Raw genomic sequence first — 13,951 nt, forward strand, 5'->3', positions numbered from 1 at the left:
TAGGGGTGTTTTTTTAAGAAAGCTTGCGGCCTATCCATTTTCATACTTGTGTTAATTCCCTTTGGAATTTGGGGTTAATAAATCATCCAAGAAAAATGTTATGTTTATGACTAAAGTGTATATCTTGCATATTTGATGCTTTGGGGCAATGTTTGGTCCAGAGTATAATAATTCCCTATATCTACCTTCTGTTCTGGATTTGAAGTTGAAGTATCAAGCAATGGATTTACTGCCCTCCCGCCTTTCTTGTGTAATTTTTCAGCGAACCAAAGTGGTACATTTTTTCCGCTTAATGAAATCTCTCGGTGCTCTTATATTTCTATTTCTTTTTTCTGCTCAGGCATATGCCCAAGTAAAAGCTTATGCATATGGTGATGGTTCAATTAATATAACTTGGCCGGGGCCGTATGGTGGGGTTCAGCTTTCAGAAGCCAAAAACAAAAAATATCAAAGAACTATTCAGGTTCCAGGAAAGTCAAGTTCTTACACTGTTACAGGAAGAAGTGACGGAATCTGGTCATATAGTGTCTCTGGGTGGGTAGTTAGTGGTGGTGGATGTAATCCAAACTGCCCATTTGCATTTCTTGATAAGATAAATAGGAATCCACTATTTTTTTGGTGTCATCTGCAAACGCCTCTCAATATATTGGCAGTGTAGAAGTGGAGGTACTAACAAACCCAGGTGTTCCGGGTGCGATTAGTCTAGCGGCCAGTGACGGCGATGGTAGTTACTCAATTAGTTGGGGTGTTGCTTCGGGAGTGGTGGACCGATACGAGCTCCAAGAGCGCAAAGAAGGTGGATCCTGGTCTCGAGTATATAACGGGGCTTCCAGGACCAGGAATATAGGTGGTAAATCCACAGGGGTCTATGAATATCGTGTGCGGGCCTGCAATGATAGCGCATATAGCTCCAAGGTCAGCTGTTACAATTATACTTCGATTAAAAAGATAACAGTTATAAAGGCACCATCTAGTATTAACGTTCCAGTTAATAGTAAAAACGGCAGTATCTCCATATCTTGGGGCAGCGTTTCCGGTGCGTCGAGTTATAAGGTTCAAGAGCAGAAGAATAGTGGCAGCTGGACAGATATTTATAATGGATCCGCAAAAAGTAAAACGATAAGTGGTCGTGGTACTGGAACTTATAAATATCGTGTCGCAGCTGTGATTAGTGGCAAGGTTGGGGGCTACCGGACTTCTAGTAGTGTTATTGTCTCTCGGACTCCGGGGATTCCAGGGGGATTGAGCGCTCCTTCAACAGCTAATTCTGGGAGTTATACGGTAACTTGGAATTCGGTATCAGGGGCAACGAACTACAATCTAGTTGAGGGAGGCTCCGGTACGGGAAACTGGAGTCAGTCCACTACTAGTAAGAGTATTAATAAAAGTAATGACGGAAGTTATACGTACAAGGTTCGTGCCTGTAAGGTTTATAGCGGTGTAACAGCTTGTAGTGGCTGGACGAGTAGCAAGACGGTTTCAGTCAGCCTTCCCAAGATCACCGGGCCGACCAGTAGTAATACTGGTGAGTATAAGTTGAATTATGCCAAGACCACTGGCAGCGATGCTGAACTACGAGTTTATAAAGGAGGGTCTCTTATCGGGGATCCTGAAGTAAATACTAGTGGAGGAACGTTTTCTGTAGGTGGTGCTGATACAGGAACCTGGAACTACAAACTTTATTCAGGTGAAAAATGCCGACAATATAATGCGCAGGGTAATTGTACTGAGCCCGGCGCAATGGCACTTAAAGGTGAGCATACAGTTTTAGTTGATATTCCCACTGCAGGAGCCATAAGCCTAGCCTCCGCTGATAAAGATGGTAATTACTCCATAAGTTGGGGAGCCGCATCCGGAACGCCCAGCCGATATGAATTGCAGGAAAGGAAGGATAGCGGAGCTTGGTCCAGTGATATACATGGGGATAGTGCGCGCTCTAAAAATGTATCATCAAAAACTACCGGTGATTACAGTTACAGGGTGCGCGCTTGCTTTAGTGGATGTAGTCTTTATTCGGCAGAGAAATCTATCACTGTTGTTCGGACACCTACGGCTATTAATACACCAGCCTCAAGTACCAACGGCAGTGTGGCGATCTCATGGAGCACTGTCTCGGGTGCCGATAGCTATCAATTGCAAGAGCAAAAGAATGATGGTGGCTGGTCGGATATCTATAATGGTACAGATAAAAATATCACGGTCACTGGTAGGGGCACTGGGACTTATAAGTATCGTATTGCCGCGGTAGAGAATGGTGTAGTAGGCAATTTCCATACTTCGGGAAATGTAATCGTATCTCGGGCTCCAGCGGTGCCAACAGGGTTGTCTGTCCCTGGCAACTCTATTAACGGTATCTATAACGTTAGTTGGAGTGCGGTTGCCGGTGCAGATAATTATAGGTTGGAAGAGAGTGGGGCATCGTCAAGAAGCTGGCTTCAAAGCGCAGTAAATCGGACTTTTACTAAGATTAACAATGGCTCTTATTCATATCGCTTACAGTCATGCAGTACCTATAGTGGCGTAACTTCATGTAGTGCTTGGACTAGCGCTGCCACCATTAATGTAGATCTACCAGACTTTTTCGCGCAGTCCGTTGACAGTGGTGATGTTCAGCTTGTCTGGAGTGAATGGCCGGTAGATAAGGTGGCTCTGCGGAGAGGTAGTGAGACTATCTATGAGTCAAGCTGGGGCTACTCAGGCCAAGCACGTACATTTACCGATACGCTGTCAGCAAGTGGAAACTATAGCTATACGTTGGTGGGGTGGAAGTGTCTTCCTGGGAGTGTTGATGGGTCTTGTATAAAAGAACCCCAGGGTAGCCGGGGGCCAGTCACTGTGGATGTGGTGATTAAACCCAGCATCCCGGTGTTAACTATTGATACAGGTAATGATACCAATACTTCCTATAGTGGCATGTTAACTGCCACTTCTGATAGTACCGGTCCTATTGAACGAGTCCAATGGCAGGTGCGGGCAGTAGGTGATGGCTGGCCACCAGACATTCAATATGATTCCACTGCTACTTTTACTCTATCTGGATTGTCAGATGGCAATTACCAATTGCGTAGTAAAAACTGTAATTCGGATGGATGCAGTGATAATTGGAGTTCAAGTGTCACATTTGAAATCTGGAAAATAGATCCGCCTTCTCGGCCGGAAATATCTCCTATTTCAAATAGCATTGATGGCATAATTCGTATTGACTGGCAGGATTTAACCGGCCAGTTCGCACATAAATATGAAATCTATGAGAATGGGGCGCATTCTCCGATAGTTACGCTGAAGAGTACATCGAATAACAAAAAAGCGCCCAATACACCGCACAGTTACGAATCTGACAAGCTTTCGGACGGAGATTATAGTTATGCGGTTATTGCTTGTAATCCAGCAGGTTGCTCCTCTCCCAGTGCCTCCCGGTCATTTATTGTCGCTCATAAACCGGCGGGTCTCAGTGCACCATTCCATTCAGATAAGAGTAATGGAGCAGTATATGTGCAGTGGAATTCAGTGCCAGGCAGCGATATTTATTACGAATTAAGACAGCGGCTAGTCGGTGGTGCTTGGTTTGAAAGTGATACTGATACCATAAAAACTAACGAGGCAGTTGTGAGAGGGCTCGCAGAGGGGGGTTGGGAGTTCTCAGTTCGAGCTTGTAATAAATATGCCTGGTCTTGTGGTAGCTTTAGTCCCGCTTCTTCCGCGGTAACTGTTATTCCGGCCCCAAACTGGGCAAATGCGGATTATGTGCCCGCAGATAATAGCTATAGTCCAGCTGATAACTTTGTTGCTCACGATAGTAGTGTTGGGATATTACCTGCCAGTGGTGATGTATTAGGTGGGCAAGCCAGCTATCAGGTTCAAATCGATGTTCCACCGGGACGCAATAATGTGGAGCCCCATGTAGATTTCAAATACTCAAGCCGCAGTGGCAATGGCGTGTTAGGAATGGGGTGGTCGATCTCCACTGGTTCTGCGATCAGTCGCTGTGGAAAAACTCTTGTCCATGATGGACATACCAAGGGTGTTGAATATACTGCAAGCGAAGATCGCCTGTGTCTTGATGGACAGCGTTTACTTCTTATCAGCGGTACTTATGGAAGTGGTGGAGCTGTATATCGGCCAGAACATGATGATTTTACCCGTATAACTGCCTTTGGTGGCATCAATTCAAATAGTTCATATTTCATAGCGGAGTTAAAAAATAACCGGGTCCGCTATTATGGAAGCGAGTCAGATAGTCGCCATATACCGGAAGGAGCCCCGGCACCGCTTAGCTGGGCTATTAGTCTGGAATTGGACCGCACCACGGCAGAAAACTCTATCGCTTATCAATACCAAAAATATAGTGATGGCGAGTATTTGCTGAGTGACATTTATTACACTGGCAGTGGTACTTCACTGGGGAATCGTAGGGTCAGTTTCTTGTATGAAACCAGGCCTGATATATCTTCCAGATATTTATCCGGTGGATTAACTCGTCAAACTAAACGCCTGGATAAACTGGTTACATATGTCGGATCAACGAAGGTGTTTGAATATCGTACGACTTATAAACTGAGCAAGGCCTCTGACCGAAGTTTGTTAATTGACTTGAAAAAATGTGGCTATGAAGTTTCTTCATTTAACTGTCTTGAGCCGGTTAGCTTCACTTGGGAAGATAGCGTACAAGAATTTGCGTTGGAGCCTTTAGGATATCTGAACTCTTCAGGAAATATTGTCAAGCAGCTACAAGATAAACGTGAAATTGAAGATGTAGTTCCGAAAGGTGATGCTAATGGTGATGGAGTTGTTGATTGGCGAACATGGCAGACTGATGCTGAGGGAAGATTTGTCTCCTCTAAGGTCGATGATCTGCAAACATGTAGTCTTAATTTTATCAACCAAGAATATCAGTGTGTTTCTGGAGACTTTAATCAGGATGGAAAAACAGATAGCTGGCGTTCAAAGTCAAGTGTATTAGAGATTTCTTATGCTCCAAGCAAGTGGACTTCAACTAGTGTTCCATTTTCTGCTAGCTCAGGGGAGTTCGTCTCCAATATTTCTGACTTTAATGCGGACGGTTGGCCGGATTTACTTATAGAGCGTGGAAATCATGAGCAGGCCTCTGTATATCTATATCTGCATACCGGAAATAGTACTGCTCCATTTATAGATAATGGAAAAAAGATCTTTACCTATGAATATAATGGTGACTACCGTAAGTCATCCATGCAGGTTATGGGGGATATGGATGGAAATGGGTTGCCAGATTTTATGGTGTTTAACCATTTCTTACAGCCATCTGGCTTAAATATTTCCCGGCAGCCACTTCCAATAGGAATATATTTAACAAAAGCCAGCTCCAAAGGAAATGTTACATTTTCGTTGGTTGACCTTGATCCATATAATTACAACCAGCCATTTAACTTTCATTATTTTATGGATGTAAATGGGGATGGCTTACAAGATTGGGTGGCATATAGAGAGGAAGGTGGATTATCTCTTAGTTTAAATATGGGGGCGGGTAGGTTCTCCAGTTGGAGTGCATTAGAAAATAGTAGTGGGTTAATTGAAACAAGAAAAACAAAGTATTGGGATAATGATGCGGCTGAATGGACGCGAGCAGTGTATGCCAAGTATGGGGGAAGTTTTAGGCAGATCGATATAGATGCAGATGGGCGAACGGAAATTCTAGTGCCCGGTACTAGGCTCGTTAGTTCCTGCCAAAAGCTACAGAGTTTTGAAGGGGGATCAAGCCTTAAGTGGATCACTGTTTGCGGTGATGATCTTTATACAAAAGAGTTGGACTACTCACCGGATGGTGGGGGGGTTACACAGGCTATTAATGTCGATGAGTTTGACGATAGCGTTTATCAATACAACGCAATTAAGTTCATAGAGAAAAGTGACGGAACCTACAGAACTGAGCTGGTTCCCACTGGGATTATTGGGTCCGCAACCCAAACAGCGGTTTTTGATGGTTTTGGCAACGGCTTAGCGGATTTGGTGTTTACCTATGGTTGCCGTAATGAGTGGTGTTCGATATCTGGAGGCAGTGGCGCTATGGCTGGCAAGCCTTTCGGTGTTTATGTCAACCGAAATCGGGGCTCAGCAACCGGTAATGAACGTTACGAACCCACCGACATGCTGGTCGCCGTAGAAGATGGGTTAGGTGCCCGCGATGAGTGGCACTATCGCCCCTTATCCTCCCACGATGAGCGTTATCACTCCAGCGCGAAGCCTTTCTATGAGCGCGGCGGATACTTGGATAGTTTGTCATCTTCCGTGAAGGAAGATCATTTCGAATTTACCTCCAGCATGTACGTGGTGGCAGAGCACCGCCAATCCAATGGTGTGGGCGGTTTAAACAAGAAGCAGTACCGCTATAAAGGAGCTGTATTTAACAATAAAGGCCGTGGTTTCCAGGGTTTCCACACCATTATTGAAGAAGACCTGGCTGCAGATATCGAAACCCAGTCTGACTTCCATCAGATATTCCCGCTCGCCGGCACGCTGCATAAACAGCGTAAATGGGAACTGGAAGATCGTTCTTCCGATAATAGTAGCGTTGAAGCTTTTGAAGAATCGAAATTTGAATGGCAGTTCTGGCCGAAGGATGAGCACTCATCCCCAAAACTGGTGGATGCCCTTACGGATTCGTGGAGTGTTTCCGCCAATGATCCCTATTTTGTCGGTCCTAAAAAGCAGCGTTCGATTCACCGGACTTTAAATAGGTCAGGTAATAGCCGCACGCATCTCTATACCCAGAGCCAAACCACAAGCTTTGATGCCTGGGGTAATGTGTTACTGGCAGAAAACCGCTATGAGGAGGCCAATAGCTCTCATATTGTGGTTTCTACCACCGATACCCAGTATGCAGCCGCGGATAAGGCTAATTGGTGGATCAATAAGCCTTCAAAACAGACAATCACCAAGAAATCCATCCAAAGCCGCAAAGGGGTTTCTATTGCCGCGAATACCGATACCCAGCAATCGGTAGTGGTGGATTTCCTACTGTGGGATAGTAATGCCCGCAAACCCAAGCGGGTAAAAACGACGCCTTCCAGTGGAAAATGGACGCAGGTAGATACGGTTTACAATAACCGCGGCCTGCCCACCAAGATTACGACCTCAGCAGAAGGGGAGGCAAAGACACGGGTAGTAGAAACTACTGCATTTAGTGGCGATGGATACTTCCCTAAAACGGTTAAAAATGTTTTGGGCCATACGGTAACTACCGAGACCAACGCCAAGTTCGGCCAACCGGACTCCATTACAGATGGCAATGGCCTAACCACCCGCTTTAGTTACGACGCCTTTGGTCGCACAACTAAAGTGACAGCCCCCTCTGCGCTGGGCCTTAAGGCTGCACCTGATAGCTTTACTGCTTTACAGTGGTGTAATTCCGGCTGTAGCCGCGCACCCGGTGCAGTGTTTAAAACCATTCAGCAGCAGGCTGGTATGCCAGAGCAGGTTACCTACCATGATCAGCTCGGCCGCGTGATCCGCACTGAAGTTCAAGCCTTCGATGGCAGCGACTGGATTGCACGAACGGTAACCTATAACGCTCTGGGTCAGACCACTTTCGAATCGGTGCCGCACTATGCCAGCAGCGGCACCAGTTACGGTACCCGCTACCTGGATTACGATACCTTCGGCCGTGCCCTGCACAAGACCGTGAATCAGACCAATGGTCAACAACTGGATGTAACCTACACCCACGAACAAGACAGTGGATTTACTACCGATATCCTGGTGAACGGCCGCACCATGAGTCGCACCTACAACGGCCTGCAACAGCTCACCGAAACTGTCGACGCCTTAAGTGGCACCACCCGCTATGCCTATGACGGTGCCGGTAATCCCATTGTTCTGAGGGATGCTAGCAGCAATCGCATCACCGCCAAGTACAATGCCCTTGGCCAGAAAGAATGGGTAGACGATCCCAATATGGGTTCCAAGTCGTTTACCTATACCGGTTTTGGCGAAGTGGAAACTGAGATTGACGGCAACCTGGATATCACCAGCTTTACCTATGATCGCCTTGGCCGCATGGAAAGCCGCAGTGTCAACGGCACAGAGGAAGCCAGCTGGAAATATGACAGCGCCGCCAACGGTAAGGGGCTACTTGCACGGGAGAGCCGCAGTGACACCAGCTATACACGCAACTACAGCTACGATGCCCTCAGCCGCCCCTACAAAGTCACCACGGCAATTGACGGCGAAGACTTTGTTACGCAAAGTCATTTCGATAGCAACTACGGCCGTTTAAAAGGCCTTAGCTACCCCTCCGGGCTGACTCTGCAATACGGCTATAACAGTAGCGGTTACCAGTTCCGCACCAGTAATGCCGCCAGTGGTTACACCTATCGGGAAATCACCCAGATGGATGCCTGGGGCGAATGGGAGTTTGCCAGTGTCGCCGCCGGCAATTACACCATTGGCCGCAGCTTCTATTCAGAAACCGGGCAAATGGCCGGCACCACCTTTGACAGCCTGGTGCAAAACCACCAGGGCATTGCCTACAGCTACGACAGCTTCGGCAACTTGACAGAACAGGTAGTGCAGCTGCCCTCAAAAACTCCGGCACTCAATGTAGAAAATCACTACTACGATGCCTTAAACCGCCTGGACTACAGCACCCGCACCGATGGCCCCAATATCGATTACGACTACGATGCCATCGGCAACCTGCTGAAGAAAGACGACTTCGCCAGCAGCTACAGCTACACCGGTGGCAGTAATGGCGGCCCCAGTGCAGTGAAGAGCGTGCGCCTGATCAACGGTGGCACCAAAACTTATAGCTACGACCAGAACGGCAACCGCACCCATGAAAATGGCACCCGGCAGATCTGGTACAACGCCTTTAACAAACCCACCCGCATTAACCGCAAAGGCGCCAACCTGTATTTCTACTACGGCGCCGACCAGATGCGCTACAAGCAGGTGAACCAAACCAGCGGCAAGACCACCCTGTATATCGACAAGCTATTCGAAAAAATTACAGGCGGTGGTGAAACCCAATACCGCCACTTTATCGGCGATATCGCCGTACTCACCAGCACTGATAACGGCAGTGAACTCACCCACAAGATCGGCTTCAGCCACCGCGACCGCCTCGGCTCTGCCGCTGCCGTGGGTGATGAAGCCGGCAACTTAAAAGAAAGCCACAGCTTTGATCCCTTCGGCAAACCGCGACAGGGCAATATCCTCGATAAAGATACCCCTATCTTAGAGAGCGTTTATAGCACCCGGGGCTTTACCGATCATGAGCATCTGGACGATGTGGAATTGATCCATATGAATGGTCGGGCCTATGATTATAATCTTGGGCAGTTCCTCTCTGTGGACCCGGTGATCCAAAGTCCTGGCAATAGCCAGAGCTTGAACCCCTACAGCTACATCATGAATAATCCGTTGGCGGGGACTGATCCGAGTGGATTTATAGCTGAAGATGAAATAAAGGTTGAAGTTAAAACAGAAAAAATAATGGAGTCACAGACTGGATCAAGAATTAAGAGACATGTGGGTAATAAAATTTCGGGAAGTGTTACCTCAGGGGGGGTTACCACAGATTTTAGCATGACGGTTAGAGATAATGGAGTATTTAGCGGGAAAATCACTAGTACAGAAAATGGTGATTCAAAGAGCTTTTCCTTTTCTGGAGATATAAATAATTTGTCTTCACGAGAGGGTGGAATAGATGCTCAAGACTATAGTGTGTGTAAAAATGTAAGTTGTAACAATAAAATGTATGGAGGAATGGATTCAATACTTCACAAGGAGAGTGGGGCCTCACACTCTGACTGGTTTGCTGCAGCAGAACACGTAACTTCCTGGGATGGTATTGGTGCAATAGATAACTGGAACTTTGGATTTATAACAGATTCTGAAGAATCATATTTGAGATTTGTTCACCATTCTTTAGCCCCTATAAATAAAGACACTTTTAAATCTGTGCGGAGTGGCGGGCTTTCTGGTCTCTCAGGGAAGCGTCTTGATGACGCCTTGGTGGTAAAAGAACAATTACTCGTTTCGATGTTTTCATCAAATTACTTTTCCGGGCGTGCTGAGTTAAGAGGGGAAGTCATATCTGGGATGAATAAATCTTTTGACCATAATAGTTATAGAAGTATGTACTTGCCGAAAAGAACTAACCAAGTTCTACGGCAGCAATTTGGACGAGGATCATTTGATCTTGGGGATGTAGGTCACAGAATTAAGCTGGGTATTGGGTTGGTTGATAGTATTCGAGAGGAAAGGGGCCACCAATGAGAAATGTGAGATTGCTTTCTGTTGAATATATTTTGGAACTTATTATTTATATTATTTTGAGCTTAATATACTACAAGTTTGTTTCTGAAAATCCTTTCAAGTTAGAGGATTTAATGGTGCTTGCGGGACTTTGGCTGGCTATTTTTGCGTATCGATTGGTGTTTTTGCAGATTCCTTTAGCGGGAATTGCGTCCTTATATTTTTTTAGTGGGAATTGCTCTGGAGCAAAGATGATGCGTGGAGTCGTAAATGCAGTTACCTTTATGTTTATTGTATTCATCGTTTCAGTATTTTCTCCTGTGGTGTCCGGATTTTTAGAGCCAGAGAGAGTAGCAATTCCGGGGGCGGTATTAATTTCGACCTTACTTAGTCCGTTGGTATGGTTTTGGTTGAAAAAACTTATAACCTAGTCCAAAAAATGCTGAAATTTTGGATGCCCATAGATTGAACGGTACATAAAAAGCGGTTAAATGATTATATTTCTACTTGTTGGTGGTCAAGAGAAAGTGGGTAAGGGATGTTTGTACTGAATATTTAAGTGATCTTAGACCTATTCTTCATTCAGGAGAGGCAGAAGTCGCTATATAGCTTTTAGAAGCCTCAAGTTGGCTGAAATTAGGGGAAGAGACGCACTTGGCGATCGCGCAAACCGTGTACCCAGCACTTATTCAGCAGCGTGCAGGCTTGCGGTACTGTCTCTACTGACCCTATCAAACCTCTAAAGCGGCTTTCAAAATTTCGATTGAGATAGAGCCAGTACTTTGGTGAGATTCCCAGTTGCTCGAGAATTGGAGGGGTGTTGTCAGGAATGGCACCACGCTTTCTGGGAGCTGAATGTCGACCCCTCCAATCCACTAGTTCTAAATAGTGATCCAGCCGAAAGGGAAGCTCTTTAGGCATATTTAATCGCTCACTGCCTACAAGTGGTAGTAGCTCTTTGGGCTGCTCACTTGAGATTGCTGTGCGAATACGCTGTTGAATCAACGTAAAATCAGAGTCTCCGGGTGTCTTGGCGATACTAGTACGGATAGGGTTGAGGTCTACATAGGCCATACAGGTAAGCAAGGGCTCTTTCGTCCAGTAGAGCCTGGGACTTAAATCGGCCTGTGCAGTTGTCTTCAGTATTGGCCTGGCGGGTGATAGATTCATTTAAGCAGCGCATAAACCAGCTGATATCCATCAATAGAGTTGGCGATTCATACTTCTTGTTTGGTGGGTGTTCAGAATTGTCCCACTGTGTTTTTTCTAGATCGTATATATGTTTAAGGTACTCATATAAGTAGAGTTAGCTTTTAAAGTATAAGTTGAAAAATGGCCGTACATATTCCTTGCGAATTATACAGCCATTTGTCAAGCGATGTTTTATCGAGATTTAAAGATCAGAATTCGATGATTGCCAGAATCAGTAACAAATAAGTGGTCTTTATATCCAAAAATTCCTGTTGGCTCCTTTAAAGTCGAAGCAGTAGGTGATTCAGGTTCATCAGGATAGCTAATACCATTTTGGTTGGCATCATTTGGCTTGAAGCTTACAAAGTCAGCTTGTCCAAGCACTGTGTCTGCTGGGGCGAAATTGCTGGTTGGCCAATTATTCCAGACTAAAACTCTATTGTTCTTCGCGTCGGCAACAAAGAGTTGAATGCCATTTGACCAGATACCAGTTTCTGGGCGATTTAGGGTCTTACTATTTACAGGCCATTCAATACCGTCCACATCGGGTAGTTCAATATTTCTTTCGCTGAATGAGGGTTGTCCGAGAACAACATCAGCAGGGGCAAAACTGCTGGTAGGAAAATCATTCCAAAGAAGAATTCGGTTATTTCCACTGTCAATAATGGCCAGCTTTTCTCCGTCACTCCAAACATCTGTTGGAGTGTATAGGGTGTTTGCTGATAGTTGATATGATATGCCACTTTGGTCTACATCGTTTGGATCACAGTTTTCTAACCCTGACTGACCAACAAGGAGATCCGGGGAGGCATAACTATTTTTAGGAATTTGGCTCCATATTAACACCCTGGAATTGGCTGCATCAGTAACCATTATTTTGCTATCAGCAACGGCGGCTCCCCAGTTTATCCAAAGTGCCAGGCTTTTACAGGGGGAGATGTCATAATCTCCAATATTTAAAGTCAGTGTAGGCGCTGCTCCTGCTCCGGATACCACACTATCGTAAATAGAAATATGCCTTTCCCGGTATTGAGAAATTAGCAGGTGTTCTCCGTCAAAACTAATGTCCGAGGGACCGAATAATTCCTGTTCCGGATTTGATAAAGCCAAAGTGTCCAGTCCGTCCTTGCCTATTACTGCATTTGCAGGTGAGCCATTTGTAATAGGAATTGAATTAAAAACTAAGACGCGATTGGACGAAGTATCTGATATAAATAGTTTCCCCTCATCATCGATACTGACATCACCGGATGGCTGAAAGGCAAAATTTTTAGCATTTATTCCCAAATCTGTGCTGGAGAAGTTATCTTGCCCTATAACGACCTGTGCGGGGTCAAAATTCTCAAAGTAAAAGGGAACAGTAAAGCTATTCTCATAAGTGATCAATGGAATCCCTACAAGATCGTCTATATCAATCTGAATGCTACGATCTTGAGCTGATTTCCAGCCATCTACAGGACTAATCGTTAAGGTATCATTGGGTATATTTGTTTTTGACCAGTTGATTGTATAGTCATCTTCTACGAGAGTACCAGATAGGGCAAGGCTCTCGATATCCATGGTCTCAGAGAAGAGGACATTGATCGTGTCATCTTTCTCCAGGCGAGTGATATCTGGCTCGAAGCTAGTAATGGAAGGGGAGAGCGTATCAATATAGTAGGTGGCAGTTAGCGCTTCGATATCATAGCCGGAATCATCTGTGGCGTTAACTGTTAGGGAGTAGTTCGAAGAGTTGGTCCAGTCTCCCCTGGGATGCAATATAAGCGTATCTTCATCGAGTTGAGAAAGTTCACCGGCCTCTCCCATGCTCCCAGATATAACAATGTTGTCGATCAGAATGGCTTTGCTAAAATCTAAATAGATTTCCTTATCTTTACCAATGGTACTGCCGCTTAAAGGCGTAAAGCTAACTGTGAAGCGCGAGCTACCAACATCGGGGTCGTCCGTTGGAGGTGTAGTGGTATCTCCATCTCCAGATCCACTCCCGGAACCATTTCCTGTCCCATTTCCGGAGCCACTCCCACCTCCACTAACCGGTCCGCTTCCAGAATTACTGTTCGCTGACTTGTCACTTCCAGAACCACCTCCGCATCCAGAGAGCAGAGCAGTAACTGCAAGGCATATAATTAATTTTTGAGAATTCACTTTCATACATACTTCCCCATTAACAACAAAGGTTAACCTTCTAGCATTTAAAGTAATGTTTTCGCTAGAAAAGTGATTCTAAATTTTCTATGTGAATATTGCCTGAATAAGAAGGTTAAGACTTTTCTAAAAAATACACAGAGATACTTAAAATATTCTACCGAGAGTTCTGATTTGTGTGTAAGAAATAATAGGAATGGGTAGTCATTACCATTTTCCATCTTACCTAGAAATAAGTAGAATAGTGGTTTGGCAGAAAGTAAGGTTTATTTGGCTCTAACAGGGGTTGCTGCAAAATATATATGTAACTTTGTATTCAATGGGGAGTACTTTCGATCTTTATTTAGTTGAGCTGTAGAGGGTTTGGTAGGCAGCTCGAAGT

5 protein-coding genes are annotated in these 13,951 nt (G+C 45.3%); 3 read left to right on the forward strand and 2 right to left on the reverse strand.

The window, feature by feature from the left end:
* The first annotated feature begins 205 nt into the window (after window positions 1–205).
* Genes ACJJI8_RS15110 through ACJJI8_RS15120 form a run of 3 tightly spaced genes read left to right on the forward strand, consistent with a single transcriptional unit; the run spans window position 206 to window position 10,664 of the window.
* Window positions 206–658: a hypothetical protein gene (locus tag ACJJI8_RS15110; protein ID WP_444932849.1), complete on the forward strand. Its 453-nt coding sequence runs from the start codon at window positions 206–208 to the stop codon at window positions 656–658.
* Window positions 619–10,254: an RHS repeat-associated core domain-containing protein gene (locus tag ACJJI8_RS15115; RefSeq protein ID WP_444932850.1), complete on the forward strand. Its 9,636-nt coding sequence runs from the start codon at window positions 619–621 to the stop codon at window positions 10,252–10,254. The genes ACJJI8_RS15110 and ACJJI8_RS15115 overlap by 40 nt, the downstream gene beginning before the upstream one ends.
* Window positions 10,251–10,664, forward strand: coding sequence for a hypothetical protein (locus ACJJI8_RS15120; protein ID WP_444932851.1), 414 nt, complete (start codon window positions 10,251–10,253; stop codon window positions 10,662–10,664). The genes ACJJI8_RS15115 and ACJJI8_RS15120 overlap by 4 nt, the downstream gene beginning before the upstream one ends.
* A 205-nt stretch (window positions 10,665–10,869) precedes the next feature.
* Here ACJJI8_RS15120 and ACJJI8_RS15125 read toward each other — a convergent pair whose 3' ends face one another.
* Both ACJJI8_RS15125 and ACJJI8_RS15130 read right to left on the reverse strand, forming a co-directional pair.
* Window positions 10,870–11,403, reverse strand: coding sequence for a hypothetical protein (locus tag ACJJI8_RS15125; protein ID WP_444932852.1), 534 nt, complete (start codon window positions 11,401–11,403; stop codon window positions 10,870–10,872).
* Between the two features lie 213 nt (window positions 11,404–11,616).
* Window positions 11,617–13,575, reverse strand: coding sequence for an NHL repeat-containing protein (locus ACJJI8_RS15130; protein ID WP_444932853.1), 1,959 nt, complete (start codon window positions 13,573–13,575; stop codon window positions 11,617–11,619).
* Between the last annotated feature and the right edge of the window lie 376 nt (window positions 13,576–13,951).

The organism is Microbulbifer maximicatervae (SeqCode), assembly GCF_052467695.1.

Excerpts from the sequence above, each read along its gene's own strand:
- ACJJI8_RS15130 (WP_444932853.1), bottom strand. The coding sequence starts at position 13,575 with ATGAAAGTGAATTCTCAAAAATTAATTATATGCCTTGCAGTTACTGCT.
- ACJJI8_RS15125 (WP_444932852.1), bottom strand. The coding sequence starts at position 11,403 with ATGAATCTATCACCCGCCAGGCCAATACTGAAGACAACTGCACAGGCC.
- ACJJI8_RS15120 (WP_444932851.1), top strand. The coding sequence starts at position 10,251 with ATGAGAAATGTGAGATTGCTTTCTGTTGAATATATTTTGGAACTTATT.